11 protein-coding genes, 2 tRNA genes, 1 other RNA gene and 1 pseudogene are annotated in these 17,315 nt (G+C 29.0%); 6 read left to right on the top strand and 9 right to left on the bottom strand.

Annotated elements, in window-relative coordinates; all coding sequences use genetic code 11:
• Positions 1 to 17 precede the first annotated feature (17 nt).
• The 4 genes from ssrA (at position 18) to HACICURT3053_RS02750 (ending at position 3,548) form a co-directional block, all read left to right on the top strand.
• Positions 18 to 398, top strand: a transfer-messenger RNA (tmRNA) gene (gene ssrA / locus HACICURT3053_RS02765).
• A 1,860-nt stretch (positions 399 to 2,258) separates the two neighbouring features.
• Complete coding sequence (purU, locus tag HACICURT3053_RS02760) at positions 2,259 to 3,107, top strand: formyltetrahydrofolate deformylase (protein WP_157992196.1); 849 nt, start codon at positions 2,259 to 2,261, stop codon at positions 3,105 to 3,107.
• Positions 3,108 to 3,386: 279 nt separating this feature from the next.
• Positions 3,387 to 3,462 (top strand) — tRNA-Val (locus tag HACICURT3053_RS02755).
• A gap of 10 nt (positions 3,463 to 3,472) precedes the next feature.
• Positions 3,473 to 3,548, top strand: a tRNA-Lys gene (locus tag HACICURT3053_RS02750).
• Positions 3,549 to 4,859: 1,311 nt separating this feature from the next.
• Here the strand turns inward: HACICURT3053_RS02750 and HACICURT3053_RS02745 are convergent.
• The 5 genes and pseudogenes from HACICURT3053_RS02745 to degP form a co-directional block, all read right to left on the bottom strand.
• Positions 4,860 to 6,022, bottom strand: a pseudogene (locus tag HACICURT3053_RS02745) (glycosyltransferase family 4 protein).
• Complete coding sequence (rfaC, locus tag HACICURT3053_RS02740; RefSeq protein WP_157992195.1) at positions 6,019 to 6,984, bottom strand: lipopolysaccharide heptosyltransferase RfaC; 966 nt, start codon at positions 6,982 to 6,984, stop codon at positions 6,019 to 6,021. The pseudogene HACICURT3053_RS02745 and the gene rfaC overlap by 4 nt, the downstream one beginning before the upstream one ends.
• Before the next feature lie 10 nt (positions 6,985 to 6,994).
• Positions 6,995 to 8,032: a lipopolysaccharide heptosyltransferase II gene (gene waaF / locus HACICURT3053_RS02735; RefSeq protein ID WP_157992194.1), complete on the bottom strand. Its 1,038-nt coding sequence runs from the start codon at positions 8,030 to 8,032 to the stop codon at positions 6,995 to 6,997.
• Between the two features lie 12 nt (positions 8,033 to 8,044).
• On the bottom strand, positions 8,045 to 8,986 hold the full coding sequence (gene rfaD / locus HACICURT3053_RS02730) for an ADP-glyceromanno-heptose 6-epimerase (protein WP_157992193.1): 942 nt from the start codon (positions 8,984 to 8,986) through the stop codon (positions 8,045 to 8,047).
• A gap of 198 nt (positions 8,987 to 9,184) precedes the next feature.
• Positions 9,185 to 10,624 (bottom strand): serine endoprotease DegP, encoded by a 1,440-nt coding sequence (gene degP / locus HACICURT3053_RS02725; protein WP_157992192.1) that lies wholly within the window; start codon positions 10,622 to 10,624, stop codon positions 9,185 to 9,187.
• 1,175 nt (positions 10,625 to 11,799) lie between these two features.
• Between degP and queC the strand changes: the two genes are divergently transcribed.
• Positions 11,800 to 12,495 (top strand): 7-cyano-7-deazaguanine synthase QueC, encoded by a 696-nt coding sequence (gene queC / locus HACICURT3053_RS02720; protein ID WP_157992191.1) that lies wholly within the window; start codon positions 11,800 to 11,802, stop codon positions 12,493 to 12,495.
• A 536-nt stretch (positions 12,496 to 13,031) separates the two neighbouring features.
• Here the strand turns inward: queC and HACICURT3053_RS02715 are convergent.
• Positions 13,032 to 13,811 carry an inositol monophosphatase family protein gene (locus HACICURT3053_RS02715; protein WP_157992190.1) on the bottom strand — a complete coding sequence of 260 codons (780 nt, stop codon included), beginning with the start codon at positions 13,809 to 13,811 and terminating at the stop codon, positions 13,032 to 13,034.
• Positions 13,812 to 14,466: 655 nt separating this feature from the next.
• Here HACICURT3053_RS02715 and HACICURT3053_RS02710 point away from each other — a divergent pair.
• On the top strand, positions 14,467 to 14,685 hold the full coding sequence (locus tag HACICURT3053_RS02710) for a hypothetical protein (RefSeq protein WP_157992189.1): 219 nt from the start codon (positions 14,467 to 14,469) through the stop codon (positions 14,683 to 14,685).
• A 351-nt stretch (positions 14,686 to 15,036) separates the two neighbouring features.
• On the opposite strand, the gene kdsB is transcribed toward HACICURT3053_RS02710, so the two are convergent.
• The 3 genes from kdsB to mdh form a co-directional block, all read right to left on the bottom strand.
• The gene (kdsB, locus tag HACICURT3053_RS02705) at positions 15,037 to 15,783 is read right to left on the bottom strand and encodes a 3-deoxy-manno-octulosonate cytidylyltransferase (RefSeq protein ID WP_157992188.1); all 747 of its coding nucleotides are present in this window, start codon (positions 15,781 to 15,783) and stop codon (positions 15,037 to 15,039) included.
• Positions 15,780 to 15,965 (bottom strand): Trm112 family protein, encoded by a 186-nt coding sequence (locus HACICURT3053_RS02700; protein WP_157992187.1) that lies wholly within the window; start codon positions 15,963 to 15,965, stop codon positions 15,780 to 15,782. Before HACICURT3053_RS02700 ends, kdsB begins: the two co-directional genes overlap by 4 nt.
• A gap of 132 nt (positions 15,966 to 16,097) precedes the next feature.
• Positions 16,098 to 17,036 (bottom strand): malate dehydrogenase, encoded by a 939-nt coding sequence (gene mdh, locus HACICURT3053_RS02695; protein WP_157992186.1) that lies wholly within the window; start codon positions 17,034 to 17,036, stop codon positions 16,098 to 16,100.
• Positions 17,037 to 17,315: the final 279 nt, after the last annotated feature.

The raw sequence follows: 17,315 nt of genomic DNA, 5'->3' as shown, positions 1-17,315 counted from the left end.
ACTATTACTTAGAATATGGGGCTGATTATGGATTTGACAGGATGTGTAAAGCGGGAGGTGCATGCCGAGGGGCGGTTGGCCTCGTTAAAAGCCGTATAAATAGTCGCAAATGATAAAAACTTTGCACCTGTTGCGTTAGCAGCTTAATTCGTTTAATAAACTGAAGGTGCCCTCTCTCTTTATATTCTCTTCTCTTAGAATAGAAGAATAGAGAGGTCAAAATTAAAAGAGATCGCATGGATATCTTGCTTGGGATTGATATGTTAAATTAAATTAAGCTAGTTTTTTAGTTGCGTGTCCATTCGCGGCTAATAAATAAATCTAATAATAGGACTAAGCATGTAGTGCCAATTGTATAGCCATTCTGGACGCGGGTTCAACTCCCGCCAGCTCCACCAATTATTAAAAATATCAAGGTAAGTCATAGTAGTTTTTATTTTAGTTAAATGGATTAACGGTGGTTTTGATTTATTACATAATAACTATGCATGGTTGTTGATTGAAAACAAAGGTAGTGTCATACTAATTGATTTTATGGTTTTTGTTAATATTTTTTATATACATAAAAATATTATATGAAGTTAAAAAAATAGAGATAAGATCTGTACTTTGATACAAGTTAAGAAAAGAAGTAAATATACTGAAATATTTTAAAGGAGAAGGATTATATTTAATATTATTTATTTAGTAGATAAATTATAATTTAATATATCTAATATATATTTATACATATAAGAATATATATCTTTTAATTAGAAAAGGACGATTTTAATATAAATGTCATTATTTTGAGAACTATTTATTGAACAGTTGATTTTCTTTCAAGGATTATTTCAAAGTTAAGATAAATGGATATAAGAAAATATTATATTTTTATTAAATTTTTTATCAGAATTATAGAATGTTCTATTCGATGTCTTAGAAAAAAAATAATTTTTAATAAGAAATAAGGTACTAAATAGTAATACAGTTTCTCAAATGTGATTGCATAAATTATAGAGATTTATCTAGTTTTCTATAGTTAGAATAACGTAATTAAGATTTTTAATAAAATGTTTTATGGATCAATTATTTTTTTTTGATTTTGAGATGTCCAGAGATTTTTTATATAGAGAATATTTTTTATAGATTGACATCTTTATGTCAGGATTGGATTTTAAATATCCAGAAATTATGTAATTAGAAAAAGAATAGAGTTATGATGTAAAAGTCATTTATGGGTTGTTTATTAAGATTAGAGATATAGTGATAAGTAGTAGTCAAAGTAGATTTAGGGTGAGTTTATCATCTTCTTTAAGAGATTTAATAATTATATTATAATAATTTTATGCGTATTTGAATGCGTTTTAGTATTAAATTAGATCTAATTAGATTATTTTTCGAGTAATTTAACATATTTTGTATTAAAAATAATATTTTTATTTGATATGTAATACAGTCATCTATTAATCATTGCTTTGGTTTTGAAGGTATTGTATATATTCAAAAGATGGTTTTTCTACTTATTAAGGAAAATGTAGGGAGATATAAAATTTATTATTAATTTATGAAGTAAGATACATTGTTTTTTTGATTTTAATTTACTATGTAAATATGGTGTTTTATTTTTAATTTTAGCTCTATTTTTTATTTAGTAATAACTATTTATATAGAGAGTGATAATTTTTTATTCAATTTTAAGAAAAAATTATAACATGATATCGTTATCTATTCTTGGAAGATGCGAAAAGACCTATGGTCAAAGAAATATTTTTTGTAAAAACTATTTCTTTTTCTCTAATATTTCGGATATTATCAGAATTCTTTGATATTAATAAACATATAATACATGAGGTTTTAATTTCGTTGAATTGTTTTTAGATTATGACATTGATTTCTATCATTATTATTTTTATCTGAGAGTGTAATAGTTTTATAGAGAAATAATCGTGCATTTATCTATATTTCAATAATTAACGGTGAATTAATTTTGGTAGATGGTTCATAGTTTTTTACAATACACTATAATAATATTATTGTTTCGTTATAATAATAGTGTGTATTTATTAGCGAAATTTCATTCTAGCTTATATTTATTCACAAGTTATGTGAATATTCATAAATATAAATGTTTGAATAGGTAAAGGATGTTAAAATACGTGTTCGTATCATTAAATGCAATCATCACATTAATATTGATCTTTCTGATTTAAGAGTTATATGAGCTAACATGGTATATATACTACGAATATATATCATATAAACAGGATATGTTTAGAATGATTAAACCAAGCCTGCAACGAAGAATATTACATGTTGTTTCTTCGGATTCAAAGGGATTGCTTTCAAAAATTACTAATATGTGTTATCGGAATGAACTTAATATTTTAGAAAATAATCAATTTGTTGATGATGATACCAATTTATTTTTTATGCGTACAGATTTAGAAGGTTATTTTGATAATAATAAATTTCTTAAAGATTTGGATTATGTTTTACCGATAGGATCCAGATCTGAATTACACTCTCTTAGACGCCAGAGAATTGTGATTTTAGCTAGCCAAGAAACTCATTGTGTAGGTGAGTTGTTAATGAAAAGTGCTTATAACGAATTAGACTTGGATATTGCTGTAGTCATTAGTAATCATGAAACGTTGCGTTCATTAGTAACATGTTTTAACATACCATTTATTTTTTCTAACCACAAAAGTTTTACACGCGTTCAACATGATAATAATATAGCGGATAAGATTGATTTTTATTGTCCTGATTACATAGTTTTAGCAAAATATATGCGTGTACTCACAGAAGATTTTGTTCATCGTTATAAAAATAAAATTATTAATATTCATCATTCTTTTTTACCTGCATTTATTGGATCTCGTCCTTATCATCAAGCATATAATCGTGGTGTAAAGATGATTGGCGCTACAGCGCATTATGTAAATGAAGATCTTGATGGGGGGGCTATTATTATTCAGGATGTTATACCTATTGATCACAGTTATAATCCAGAAGATATGAGGAGAGCTTGTCGTGATGTTGAAAAAAATGTACTTACTCGAGCGTTATATCAAATTGTAACACAGCGTGTTTTTTTAAATGGAAATCGTACCATTTTGCTGTAATCAGTAAGTGATTTTTGATCTGAATGAAATTCAGTGATATTTGTATTATTTTTAATCTTCTGTATTGTATAATACAAGAACATTCTTGTTACAATGTTCATTAGTACTTGTTAATTTATTTAGTTTTGAAAATTTATTCGTTTTAATAGAACTTAAGTTAAGAATATGAAAAGATTAATATAGCTTATGTGGAAGAATAGAAAGAAAATAGTGTATTTTAATATTTAAATTTATTGACTCTTTGTTTATATATTCTCTATAATCTAAAGAAGAGAATAAGGGTGATTAGCTCAGTTGGTAGAGCACCTCCTTTACACGGAGGGGGTCGGCGGTTCGAGTCCGTCATTACCCACCATATTTAGATTGGGTCGTTAGCTCAGTTGGTAGAGCAGTTGACTTTTAATCAATTGGTCGCAGGTTCGAATCTTGCACGACCCACCATATTAAAATTTTTAATTAAAAAGATTGAATAATGTTGCATATATTATAATAATTTATTAGAAAATTATAATAAGAATTGTAATGATATGATTCAATAATATTGAATATGTTCTTATAACTAAGAATTAATAATATTGAACAAGAAGATGAGAGAAGAATAGATATTAGTGGGTGTATTTATAAAATATCATGATATAGATAAGTTTCTATGATTTAAATACTTTTTATTATAAATAAAATTCTTATAGATTGGATGAGTTCAAGAATGTTGATTTGAATAATATAAATAACATCTAGTGCATTGGAATACATTTCATTAAATTTTTTCATGAAAATAAAATGTACATCACTTATTAAAAATAAATTAAGTGTAATTTATTTTTTTATTTATTTATATAAAGTATAAATATTTATTTTGAATATTCTAGTATTTTGATTCATAGGTTTTTAATATGAGAAATAATTTAGCTGCAAGTTAATATTAGATTAATAGAAATATTTTATTATCAAAAATTTAGTGATATTTTGTAATTTTTAGTACGAAAAAAAAATATTATTTAGTTTTAATTATTATAATAATACAATAGTTGTATTGGTAAAATATTATTATTATTAATAATACCTTGCTTTTAATAAAGAAGAAGTTTTATATATTTCTAATCTAGAAATTAGAAGATGAATGGAGCTTCTAATTGTGAGTAATTAGAAGTACTATATTTATTACTTTTTAGCATGATTTAGCTTGTTTTTTTTATTAAAACAGACACTATCATTCTGAACATATAAAAGTAATGTAGAATGTAGTCTAAATTTATAGAGACTCATTAGTTGATTTTTAATACACCTCAATAGATACAGATTATCTATTCTATCTGTAATCTATATTTTATTATAGGTTCTGGTAAGTAATATACTATTGATAAAATTTGATTGATATGTCTCATCTCTTATGAGATGAATTGTGTATTTTATTATACACTATAACTATCTATAGAATTACTTAGTATAAAATACACAAAAATTGTGAAAAACAGTTTTTTAAAAGTCGATTATATAAATTAACTATAGTATTCAATTTATATAATATCAGAGTAAGTAAAAATTATTAATTATTTATTAATTAAAATTAATAAGAAGATGTCTATCTATTTTCTATTTTTTTTAAAAATTGTAAATAAATTTATCGAGATAAAACATTGATTTAGCTCAGTAATGGTATATAAAAAATTAATAATTAAATCTTCGACATCTAAGATGCTTGAAACATTATTATAATGTTACAGTATTGTCTAGTATATATAGATAATAATATTATTTTTTTAAAAAGAAGAACAATGTATTTTGAAGTTGTTGTTCACAAATATCGAATGTAAATTTATCTCTGATACAGCGTTGCGCATTCAGGCTAAATCGACTATAAGTATCATTGACCATTAACATTTCTACTGCATTAGAACAGTCTATATGTGAGAGAAGCTTTGGTCTTATCAAAGTATCGGAGATTGGATCATATACTTCATGGGGATAATTAATTTTTATTCCTGTAATGTATTCATGTTCTTCTACTGATACCTTCGGGACTAGTCCTAGTCCACATATACGGTTACTAACTATTTCAGGCTGACCATCAATAAGAGGGAAAATTACTGGAACTCCATAGTAGAGGGCTTCTAGACAAGATAGGCCGAATGATTCTGTAATTGGAGTGCTCATATAAATATCAATGCGATTAAAAAAATCAGACAATTCATTTTGAAAAGGTGAAAATATAACTTGATCATTTAAATTTAATTTTTGTGTTAATATTTCTAATTGCTTTTTATATGGTCCTTGTCCAACAATTTCAATTGTTACGTTATGACCACGTAATAATAATTCATGTAGCGTTAGAAGAGATACGCTAATCCCCTTAAGATTGACTAAACGTGATGCTGTTCCTAGTCGGAGTGGAAAAGGGGATAATTTATTTTTAACCTTTATATTTATTGGTTTTTTAATCCCATTATGTACTACTACATGGGGGCATGGAAGTTGAAATCGTAATTCCATGATTCTTTTTGATGCATGTGAAACTGAAATTACACCATCAATCATTGAAAAAAAAATTATTGTTTTTTTATTCAAAGTTAAGCGTGAAGAAGCTCCATGATCATAGTAGATCATTTTTTTATTTTTTGGTTTAGAAGATAGTCTAATGACAAGATCCCATATAATGATAATATCAGAAGAAGTTTTTTCAATTTTCCATTTAAGCCAAAATTTACGAATAAATTGTGGACATCGAAGAGCTAGATTATTACATAATCGACTAGAAAAAATTACTTTTTTTTCAATTTTTCTGTAATATTACTGCTAACTTTAGGACTGATACAAATAACTACATCATTTTCATGATCAATATGGTTAATATATTGCAGAAACATGCGCTCTACACCACCTAATTCATATAAATTAATGATATGAAGTGTTTTCATTTAATCACCTTTTCTAATTCTTTTTGCACCATAGCAGAAGTAAGTGTATCCATATGTTTATCTAATGAGCATAGTGAAATTTGATTATAACCATATTTGCCAATTAATTCGTGGTTAGTTGGTCCATACAGTGTTATATTTGGTTGGTCAAGTGCAGCGGCTAGATGGCTCAGTCCTGTGTCAACTGACACTACGGCACGAGAATTGGTCAATATATGTGCTAATTCTTCTAAAGACATCTTGGGTAACACCTCAACATAGTTGAATCCCCTTGCTAACCTCTTGGCGCGTTGCCATTCATCATTTGTGCCCCATGGTAATTTTATATGTAGACCGTTACCATCAATAGAATTAATTAATTTACGCCAATTTTTTTCTGGCCAATGTTTATTTTTTCGGGTTGTTGCATGTAAAAATACAAGATATTTTTTAGAATCTTGAGAGGCCTTTTTTGCAAAGAAATCTATAATAGCATAGTTAGCATTTATTTGTGGCATGATATAATTGAGACTTTTAGAAAAGAGAATTCTCATTCGTTTCACGGCATGTTGTTTTTTGTGAATTATATGACGTTTGTCATACACTAGACTGGATAATGATTCTTTGGCACTGAGGAAATCACTTCCATGTCGTATTCCTCGTGTTAGGCGAGTAATAAACCAAGCGCTTTTTATTAAACCTTGAGCATCAATTATAGCGTCATATTTATTTAATTGAACTGCATGTTTAAATTTCTCTCTTTCCTGTCGTATTTGATGACTAAACCAATTTTTTCGCCAACGACGCAATGCTACTGGAATTACTTTATCCACTGCTGGATGCCAACCAGGAATCTCAGAAAAGTCTTCTTCTACTACCCAATCAAAACGAATATTAGGGAGTGTTAGCATCGAATCAGTTAATGCGGGTAGAGTCTGGATTACATCTCCCATTGAAGATGTCTTAATGATTAAAATCCGCATTGAAACGCCTTTAAATAAGGTTGAGTGTTTTTAGTTCAGTAATTACCTTTTCTGGCGTAATCCTAATAAGACTTGGATGATAACCAGTGTATATATCGTTTTTTTTTATTTTTTCTTTATTACTCATCAAATGAATAATTCGTGCATTCTTGGAAAGGGGAGGAGTAAAGCTTGGGTTACTGGGACCGTACAGTGCAATTAATGGTTGATTTAATGCAGAAGCAACATGCATTAATCCAGAATCATTGCTAATCATAACACGAGAGCAAGAGATAAGGATAACAGCTTCTTCTAAGTTTGTTTTACCAATAAAATTATAGCAATATTTTCGGTTTTTTTTTGGAATGCCCTTTAAAATTGCTGTTCCAATATATTTTTCATTAGTAGATCCAAGTAATAAAATTTGATAACCAAGATTAATTAAGTGTTTGGTTAGTTCTGAATAATGATAAAATGGCCAGCATTTAGATAGTCCATGAGCTGTTCCAGGGCATAAACTGATAATTGGTTTCTTGTAATCGATTTTAAATGTATTAAGGGTAGTTTTTTTTTCTTCATCATTTACTGTAAGTTGAGGTAAACAAAGGGGTTTTGGTAGGTCGTTTATGCTATGTATACGTGTTTTTTCGTATCCTAATGCTATATATCGGTGCACCATTAGTGGAAAATTTATATGGTTTAATACACGTAGATCATTTAGTAATCCATAACGCATTTCTCCACGCCATCCAGTACGACGTGGAATAGATGCTAAAAAAGGGATTAGAGCAGATTTAAATGAACCAGGTAAAACAAAAGCTTGATCATAACATGATGGGCGTAACATTTTACTGAAACGCCAACGTTCTTTTAAGTTAAGTATTCCATGATTTAATGGCATAGTTAATGCTTTGCGTACTTCTGGCATGCGCGATATTAATGGTTGACACCACTTAGGTGCGATTACATCAATGATCGTTTTAGGATTGTTTGTTTTTAAAGTACGATAAAGACTGTGCGACATCATCATATCGCCAATCCAAGAAGGCCCTATAACTAGAATTTTCATTCTCTTATTTTTTCACCGTTTTATGGTAGGATTGAGTGATTTTATATATTCTAAAACCCCTATTTTAATGTGTTTAAATGATGGAATATAGCCTGTTTTTTTGAGTTTTGTAAGATTTGCTTTGGTGAATTTTTGATAAAATCCTTTAAGGTTTTCTGGAAAAGGAATGTATTGAATTTCATTTTTTTTATGAAATTCTAATATGATTTCAGCTACTTCTTGAAATGAAGTGGCAACGCCAGATCCGCAGTTAAAAATTCCAGATATGGTGTTTTCCCATAACCAAAGTTTTATTGATACTGCGTCTTTTACGTAAATAAAATCACGTTTAAAATTATGACTACCTATAAATAATTGAGGGTCTTTTCCAGTTTGTATTTGTTTGTTTAAGTGAAATATTATACTGGCCATATTATTTTTATGGGTTTCTTTTTCTCCATAGACATTAAAGTAACGACATCCACAAATTGGTGATTTTGCTTTTTTTAAAGCTTTTCGAACATAATGATCAAAAAGCATTTTTGAATAGCTGTAAATATTGAGTGGAGATTCGTATTTAGATTCTTCAAGACATTCAGTTTTACAGTGACCATAAACAGAAGCAGAGGAAGCATAAAGAAATGGAATATTTTGTGTAATACACCAGTTCAGCAGGTCTTTAGAATACTGATAATTATTATCCATCATGTATTTTCCATTCCATTCAGTTGTATCTGTACAAGCCCCTTCATGAAATACAGCCTCGACGTTTCTAAAGAAATGCTTATTCGTTAGAATAGATATTCGAAAACTTTCTTTATCTATATAATCAGAAATATGTAGATTTGAAATATTAGAAAATTTAATACCGTTGTTAAGGTTGTCTACTACTAGTATATCAGTATAATTTTTTTCATTTAAGGAGTGAATAATATTACTACCAATAAATCCAGCTCCTCCGGTAACAATTACCATAAGTTTAAATCCTTAATAGAACGTTTTTCACTAGGTGGGGTGCTATGTTATATTTTTTGTAGGGTTACAAAGAAAAAAATCATTATTTTAATAAAGAATCTTCTTTTATTTAGAAAAGTTGGTTTTAAGGAATAGATAAACTCTTTCTTATAAAGACAGAGTTATGAATATATGATTAATAGATATTTTCTCTTATTTTTACTGCATAAGAAGATAGATTGAGTTTTCACCACGTTGAATGTTAAGTGCAAGAACCGCAGGTTTTCTATCAAGGATTTTTCGTAGTTCATCTAAATTAGTAATTGGTTGTTGATTAATTCCCAAAATAACATCGTTCTTTTTAAGACCAATTTTCGCTGCTGCCGAGCCCTCTTTTAGGCTATCAATTTTAACTCCCTTTATACCTTGTGCATCGTAATTTTTAAGATCTGCGCCCTCAATGCCACCATATATACTACCAGATTCTACTTTATCTGTACTACTTGGTTCTAAAGAAAGAGTAATACTTATTGGTGTTCCAGAACGTATTATACCTAATTTCATTGTCGTTCCTACTGGTAATGAACCTATTTGAGCGCGTAAGGCAGCAAAACTGGAGATTGGTTTATTATTAATTGAAACGATTACATCACCTGCTCGTATGCCAGCCCGTGCTGCTGAAGATTTTGGTAAAACTTGGCTAATAAACGCACCTCGCTGAACATCAACTTTAATTGCTTTAGCTAGTTCTGAGTTGAGCTCGATTCCAATAATTCCTAATTCCCCTCTTTTTACTTGGCCATAGGTAATCATTTGAGCGCATAGGTTTTTTACCATATTTGATGGAATGGCAAATCCAATACCGATATTACCTCCATCTGGTGCAAGAATAGCAGTATTAATACCAATGAGCTCACCACTTAAATTAATTAATGCACCACCTGAGTTTCCCCGATTAATCGCAGCATCGGTTTGGATAAAGTTTTCATAGTGATCTGTATTTAGTCCGCTTCGTCCTAAAGCGGAAATAATACCTGAAGTTACAGTTTCTCCAAGACCATAAGGATTGCCAATGGCAACAGTATAGTCGCCTACACGTAGGTTTTCTGAATCAGCAATCTTAATAGCTATAAGGTTTTTGACTTCTGATATTTGAATTAAAGCAATATCTGATCGAGGATCTTTACCGATAATTTTGGCGTCATATTTTCTTCCATCACTTAATTGTACTTGAATTTTTGTTGCATTATCAACAACGTGGTTGTTGGTTACTACATATCCTTTTATGGCATCGATTACTACTCCGGAGCCTAGTGCTCGAAATTTCTGTTGCTGTCCATCTGAGCCATAGTTATCGCTTGGTGGGCCTGATGGGCATAGTGGTGAGCCAAGGAACGGGGAGCCTTCTTGGCAAAATGGTGAATTACCACCAAAGAAAGGTTGGAATTGTGAAAATTGTTCTGTTTTACGTAGTACTGTTCCCTCAACATTGATGCTCACTACTGATGGCATCACAGTTTCTAACATGGGAGCTAGGCTATTAGATTGTGGTGACTGTTTAGATGGTACAGTGCTCTCACTAGAGATTACAGGAAAGGATTGAAGAGTTAAACCCAAGCTTAATGCTAATGCATTTAATATTAATATGTTTTGTTTCATTAGGAAGATTCTCAAGTTATTCAATAAAATATCTAATAGTTTATTTATTAAATAATAAGATTTATATATTTACTAGTAGTTTTTTATTTCAGAAGGCTTTTTATGTAAATGAGTATTTATTGTTTATATTTATTAATTCATAAATTTTTTTAAATATATTTTGGATAATTTTTTATCTATTATTTATTAATATATAATATATAATTGGTTTATTAAGATTTTAAATTAAAGATTATAAATTTTTTATAAAAATACATTTAATGAGTAATAAGACTGAAATTCATTTCTTATCTTGAAGTTAATTAGCTATATGTTAATAGATATTGGATGGTGTAGTAATTAATGTTCTAGCTCTTTTTTTTATTTATTTTTCTGCTTAAATAATAATCATGATAGTTTTATAAGATATATGCTATTCTTTTTTTTAGAGAAAAAATAAGACTATTTTAATTTTGTATTTTTATAATAAGTTAGAGAATTTCTAGGTGTTATTGAGGACAAGCCTAGAGTTATTGGTATTTTTATTTTTTATAATTTCGTATAGCTTATATAGATAGATTCTTCTATGATAATTAAGAAGGGACTATGGCATTATAGTGTTTGTATGTTTTGTTCAATTAAGATTAATTTTTGATTATCTAATAGATCTTATTTTTTTGTCTATACGATTATTAAGTATGGTTATTAATAGTATTAACGGTGGTTTAAATAGCATTCAGTATATTATATAGTTTATAGATATATGTATTAATTTTTTGTTTTTTTAGGGGTTCACGCTTTTTAAGAGATAATTCATTGAAAATAAGGTTATTAGATAAGAGTAGGTAATTATTTTATCTAATTACTATTCTATGTGTCATTTGAATGATTCATCGAATATTGATTGATTTCATTATAATAGATTAGTTGTTTCATATGATTTCATAAGAATTTTACGTTTATATTGTTTTATGTTTTATATCGATTAATATTTTATCCTTCTTGTATTTTTCTAAGATTTAGATTTTTAATCTAATTATAAAATGTTCCTATAGTAGTATTATATCTGATATTATTTACCATAAAACCATTTTATGGTTATATAGATATTTATTTTCTTTAAATTAAAATTAACTAAAAATAATGTGATTGATATCTTAAGAAAGAATTAATCTTATTCCCGAGAGAGTTGATAGATGAAAAAGACAGCGGTTGTAGTCTTTAGTGGTGGGCAGGACTCAACTATATGTTTAATACAGGCTCTTAGGCAGTATAAATTTATTTATTGTTTGACATTTTATTATGGACAACGCCATAAGAAAGAGATTGATATTGCGAGAAATCTTGCTTTGAAATTAGGCGTTCAGTCTCATAAATTTATGGATATTTCGTTTTTATATGAACTTACATCTTCTAGTTTAATAACTAATAACTTATCAGATCTTGAGGTGAGAACCCATCAAGATAGGTCTATACCTAGTACTTTTGTTCCAGGTCGCAATATTTTGTTTCTAACATTAGCTTCAATGTATGCTTATCAGTTAAAATCTTCAGTTGTGATTATAGGGGTTTGTGAAACAGATTTTTCAGGTTATCCGGATTGCCGTAATGCCTTTATTCTTGCTATGAATCGTTCTATATCATTAGGAATGCACTTCGATATTGTTTTTAAAACCCCTTTAATGAGGTTTACTAAAGCTGAAATTTGGGCGTTAGCAGATTTTCTTGGAGTATTATACTTTGTGATTCATGAAACCATTACATGTTATAATGGTATAAAGAGTTATGGGTGTAGAAAATGCAGTGCTTGTGTCTTGCGTAACAACGGTTTAAGAGATTATTTAAATAATAAGTCTTCTGTAAGACAAAGCTTACAAGATAAGACAAATTGATTAAAAGTTATAAGTTGGTTTAGAAATATAAATATTTTGATCTTAAGAGTATTTCATAAAAGCTAGATAGTAAGTTTTAGATTTATTTCATCTTTATGAGTTATTGATTGTATATAGAAAAATTGAGAAAAAAGTGCATATCTATCTGTAATTTATACAGCGTGATAGATATTTTTATATCTTTGATCTACATTTAGAAAGAAATATTTTTTAATATAAGGGTAGATTGATGGTTTTTCATAAAATATTTATATATGTTATATTGAATGATTAAATAATAAGGAGAACGAATACGTTATAACCTTAATTAATTTTCATATTTATCATAAAGGTTGTATTGATGGTTGTTATGAAAGAGAATTTAGTATACTTATATTAAGTTTAAGTTATATAAGATTAAGATAGAGATCTATATAAAAATATACTTGAAAGTAAGTAAATCTATTTTTTTATTTGATGGTTTGAATGTGAACATACTATATCTTAGTATTTATTTGAAATTAATTTATAAGAGTATTAATATTTTATGATGATTCTTATAGTTTCTTTAAATGTGTGAGTATTGCTTTCACGATTCGTGCATTACCTGCTATAAGATTTCCGGATTCAAAATAATCATGTGCTCCAGAAAAGTCAGTTACTAGGCCACCTGCTTCTCGTATTAAGAGTTCACCAGCAGAAAAATCCAAGGGTTGTAATCCAATTTTACAGCAAGCATCAATGCGTCCGGATGCTATGTATGCTAGATCTAGTGATGATGAACCACTGCTGCGTATATGAGGACATTGGGTTAAGATTCTATTTATTATATGAGAATAGGTTTTATGATTTTGGTTGTTTACATAAGGAAAGCTTATTGCAATAATGGCGTTATTAATATCTCGGGAAAATCCACCCCTTATTCGATATCCATTTAATTGAGCACCCTGACCTCGGATAGCGTAAAATAATTCATTACGCATTGGGTCGTATACTACTGAGATCTCGCTGCGTCTTTTAATGCGAACGGTAATAGAAACACTAAAATGAGGTAATTTTTTTCTATAGTTAACAGTGCTATCTATAGGATTAATTAGCCATTGTGTGTTTAGGTTTTTTTCCATTTTAATGCTGTCTTCTGTAAGAATTAAGTGTTCTGGATAAGATTTTAGAATTAATGCGCTCATTTGACATAGTATTTCTTGTTTTATATTTCTATATAAGGTTTGATGATTAGTTTCATAGGTTTTGTGATACCCTGTCATTTCATAGTGCCTGGTCAGAATAATACCAGCTTTACGTACAGCGCGAATCGCAATGTTGAGAATAGGGTGCATAGGTGCTATAGTCTCGTTAAATACTTCAGAAAAGTGTATGGAATGTTATATAGAAAGATTAGCTATTAAATTTCTTGATTTATGACTAATAATTAATCACAGTGTTTTCTAAATTTGAGAATGTTATTATTTTATCATAAACAGATTAAAATAGTTCTCAGAATAGATGTAAACGATAGGTAGTTACTTGAATATATATCGTTTTTTAATCTATTAGATATCTTAATTAGACTATTTTGAAGATCGAGCAAATAGATTATCTAGGCAAGCTGATTTAGTGTTAGAGTATTTTGTTCATTTTATTTTGTTTTATCCTATTTATTTATTATTTTATTTATTGATTAATATAAGGCGTAGATGGAATATCGTTATTGTAAATATTCATTTACTAGGTTTAAAATTTTTTGTTAATTTATATCTCTGTAATGAATTTTTGAATGTGAACTGATATCTTACATGGATTCATTATATTTTAATCTTCTTCTACCTGTGGTAGAAGATCAAAGTATTTTTTATATTTTAGATAAAAAATTAGATATCAATCCTGTATCATAGTTATTATTCTTGAGTATAAGATATAAGATATCGCTATTTATTACTTGTCACTGTAGTAGACTGGGATCCAAAAAACATAAATTACACGTAGGAGTTGATGATGGATGAAGCAGATTTAGCTCAAAAGCGCGAACAGGATATGATTAAAGCAGCACTTTCATCCAGAGAGCGTAGCTTGCAAAGTCCTGATGGAAAATGTATATGGTGCAAAGATGAAATAATCGTTGTAGGTACAGCATTTTGTTCTGCCGAATGTGGTGATGACTATAATAAGTATCAACGAGAAATGAAACAACGTCTAGGTCGACAATATCAATAGAATTGGACAATTAAATTTCATGTTTTTATTTTTTATGTGCTAGAAATAAAGATTTTGGATTTGGATAAAGAAGAAGGTTTATTCGTAAGAGTTGAGGAATGTCAAAAGATTTGGAGAGTTCTTCTAAGAATTACAACGAATATTTCTGAAAAGATTAAGTCGCATGAATATTGATAGAATAAATAAGTAAGAAGAGTTTTTATAATAAGCATAAATTTTTTGTATATAAGATATAAGAAGATATGTGTAAAATGGATACTGAGTCAGTCAGACTGCTTAAGTAATTTCTATCTTTTATATCCTTTCTTCTTAAGGTGTGAGAATGGATAATGTAGTATACGTACGGATGAGTTATGGCTCAGCTGTACGTATACGCATAAGATCTTCTGGTGTATCTATGCTGTTACTTGTATTTACTGTTGTGATATCGACATGTATTTTTTCTCCATAGGATAAAATTCGTAGTTGTTCTAGAGATTCAATAGATTCTAATGGGCTTTTATTCCAGCGTATATATTTACGAATCAAACGAGCGTGATAACTATAGACTCCAATATGTCGCAAAAAATTTTTGGATATCATGGATGATTTAGTGCTTAATGGTTTATAGTGAAAAGGAATAGTAGCACGAGAAAAGTAAAGGGCGTAGCCATAGAGATCGCGTACTACTTTGACTATGTTTGGATTGAGTGCTTCGTCTATAGAGGTGATTGGTGCTGCCATTGTTGCTATATTTACGTCGTATAATTGAATATTAGTTGCAACCTGATTAATGATTTCAGGAGGAATCATAGGTTGATCTCCTTGGAGGTTAACAACAACTGTTTCATCAGAAAATTGATAGTGTTCGAGTACTTCAGATATTCTTTCAATACCGGAATTATGATTGGATCTAGTCATGCACACTTCTCCGTTTATCGCTTTAACTACGGATTCTATTGCGGGATGATCAGTAGCAACAATTACTCGTTTAGCATTAGATTTCCTGGCTTGTTCAATGACGTGAACTATCATTGGTTTTCCGTGTATAGTTAAAAGAGGTTTTCCAGGAAGGCGACTTGAAGAAAAGCGTGCTGGAATGATGGCAATAAAATTCATAAATGACTTTTTGGTGTAGAAATAATTCGAGCTCGATTTTTTATTAAAATCGGTATACCGTCTTTAATTGGATACGCTATACGATCAGTGATACAGACTAGTTCTGTCTGGTTTGTAGTATAAAAAAATAGCCGTCCATGGCAGATTGGACAAGCAATAATTTCAATTAACTTTGGATTCATAGCATCTTAGGATTATAATGGTAATATTATATGGATTTGATCAATATTTAAGATCTACTTATTTAAAGATATAAAAGTTTCTGAAAACATTTTTTATTCTAGAATAATTTCTATAATAATATTATAGATTGTTTATTCAATGAATTTCTCCCCGAGACTAATATCATTATTTAGGGTTTGTAGCATATTATTTATCATATTTTTTTCAAAATTACTTAGATAGCCGATAGATCGATATTCGATAATTCCACTTTTACCCAATAACAATGGTTGTGAAAAAAAGCGTGCATATTCTTCATTTCCTTCTACATAGGCATATTCTATAATATTTTTTTCTCCTTCTAAACCTCGTATTAACGATAGAGTAAAGCGTGTAGCAGCTACGCTCATAGCCAGAGTGGCAGATCCTCCACCTGCTTTAGCCTCTAGAACTGCGTTACCTGCGTTTTGTATTTGTTTAGTTAGATCGTAAATTTCTTTTTCACTAAAACAATAATCTTGAGTTAATTGGGATAGCAGGGGAAGTATAGTGATACCGGAGTGGCCTCCAATTACTGGGGTATTAATTTTTTCTGGATTTTTTTGTTTTAATTTTGCTACAAATGTATTAGATCGGATGATATCTAGTGTAGTTATTCCAAATAACTTACTTCTATTATAAACTCCAGCTTTTTTTAGAACCGAAGCGGCAACGGGAATGATTGAATTAATAGGATTTGTGATAATACCGATTAATGCGTTAGGGGTGTATGTTGCAATTTCTTCGATAAGGCTTTGTATAATTTTTGCGTTATAGATAAAGAGATCAGAGCGATCCATTCCTGGTTTTCGTGCAAAACCAGCTGAAATGAGAACTATATTAGAATTACTAAGAGCTTCTTCAATTTGGACACTATGAAATCCGTTTATTTTTACAGAAGTCGGGATATGGCTTAAATCTAGCGCAATACCTGGAGTAGCAGTGGATACATCATAAAGAGAGAGGTCTGAGTTATTCGGTAGATTCATCTTAAGAAGTAGAGAAAGAGATTGTCCAATAGCTCCTGCTGCACCAAGCACTGTAACCTTCATATTTTACTCCTTATACGATTTTATTAGGATTTTAGTTTATGAATGAGTTTATATGATGTAGATATAAAATATTGATTATTTTAATATATTGCGCATCATATGTGTTATTAATGATTTGTAACAATTTGAAAGTAATCATTCGAATTTAGAGACTCGATTTTATTCTTTTATTACAGTTCTCTTTGTAAAGTAACGAGCACTATATATAAAACTCTATTTATATTCAAGTATGAGATTAATGTTATGCGTTAGATTTTATTATCCATAAAAGAAGTTTGT

Origin of the sequence: Candidatus Erwinia haradaeae, assembly GCF_900698855.1 — a bacterium.
GTDB lineage: Bacteria > Pseudomonadota > Gammaproteobacteria > Enterobacterales > Enterobacteriaceae > Erwinia_E > Erwinia_E haradaeae_F.
The sequence above is the reverse complement of the archived record's forward strand: the minus strand, read 5'-3'. Positions and strand labels throughout refer to the sequence as shown.

Excerpts from the sequence above, each read along its gene's own strand:
- purU (WP_157992196.1), top strand. The coding sequence starts at position 2,259 with ATGATTAAACCAAGCCTGCAACGAAGAATATTACATGTTGTTTCTTCG.
- rfaC (WP_157992195.1), bottom strand. The coding sequence starts at position 6,984 with ATGCGGATTTTAATCATTAAGACATCTTCAATGGGAGATGTAATCCAG.
- waaF (WP_157992194.1), bottom strand. The coding sequence starts at position 8,032 with ATGAAAATTCTAGTTATAGGGCCTTCTTGGATTGGCGATATGATGATG.
- rfaD (WP_157992193.1), bottom strand. The coding sequence starts at position 8,986 with ATGGTAATTGTTACCGGAGGAGCTGGATTTATTGGTAGTAATATTATT.
- degP (WP_157992192.1), bottom strand. The coding sequence starts at position 10,624 with ATGAAACAAAACATATTAATATTAAATGCATTAGCATTAAGCTTGGGT.
- queC (WP_157992191.1), top strand. The coding sequence starts at position 11,800 with ATGAAAAAGACAGCGGTTGTAGTCTTTAGTGGTGGGCAGGACTCAACT.
- HACICURT3053_RS02715 (WP_157992190.1), bottom strand. The coding sequence starts at position 13,811 with ATGCACCCTATTCTCAACATTGCGATTCGCGCTGTACGTAAAGCTGGT.
- HACICURT3053_RS02710 (WP_157992189.1), top strand. The coding sequence starts at position 14,467 with ATGGATGAAGCAGATTTAGCTCAAAAGCGCGAACAGGATATGATTAAA.
- kdsB (WP_157992188.1), bottom strand. The coding sequence starts at position 15,783 with ATGAATTTTATTGCCATCATTCCAGCACGCTTTTCTTCAAGTCGCCTT.
- HACICURT3053_RS02700 (WP_157992187.1), bottom strand. The coding sequence starts at position 15,965 with ATGAATCCAAAGTTAATTGAAATTATTGCTTGTCCAATCTGCCATGGA.
- mdh (WP_157992186.1), bottom strand. The coding sequence starts at position 17,036 with ATGAAGGTTACAGTGCTTGGTGCAGCAGGAGCTATTGGACAATCTCTT.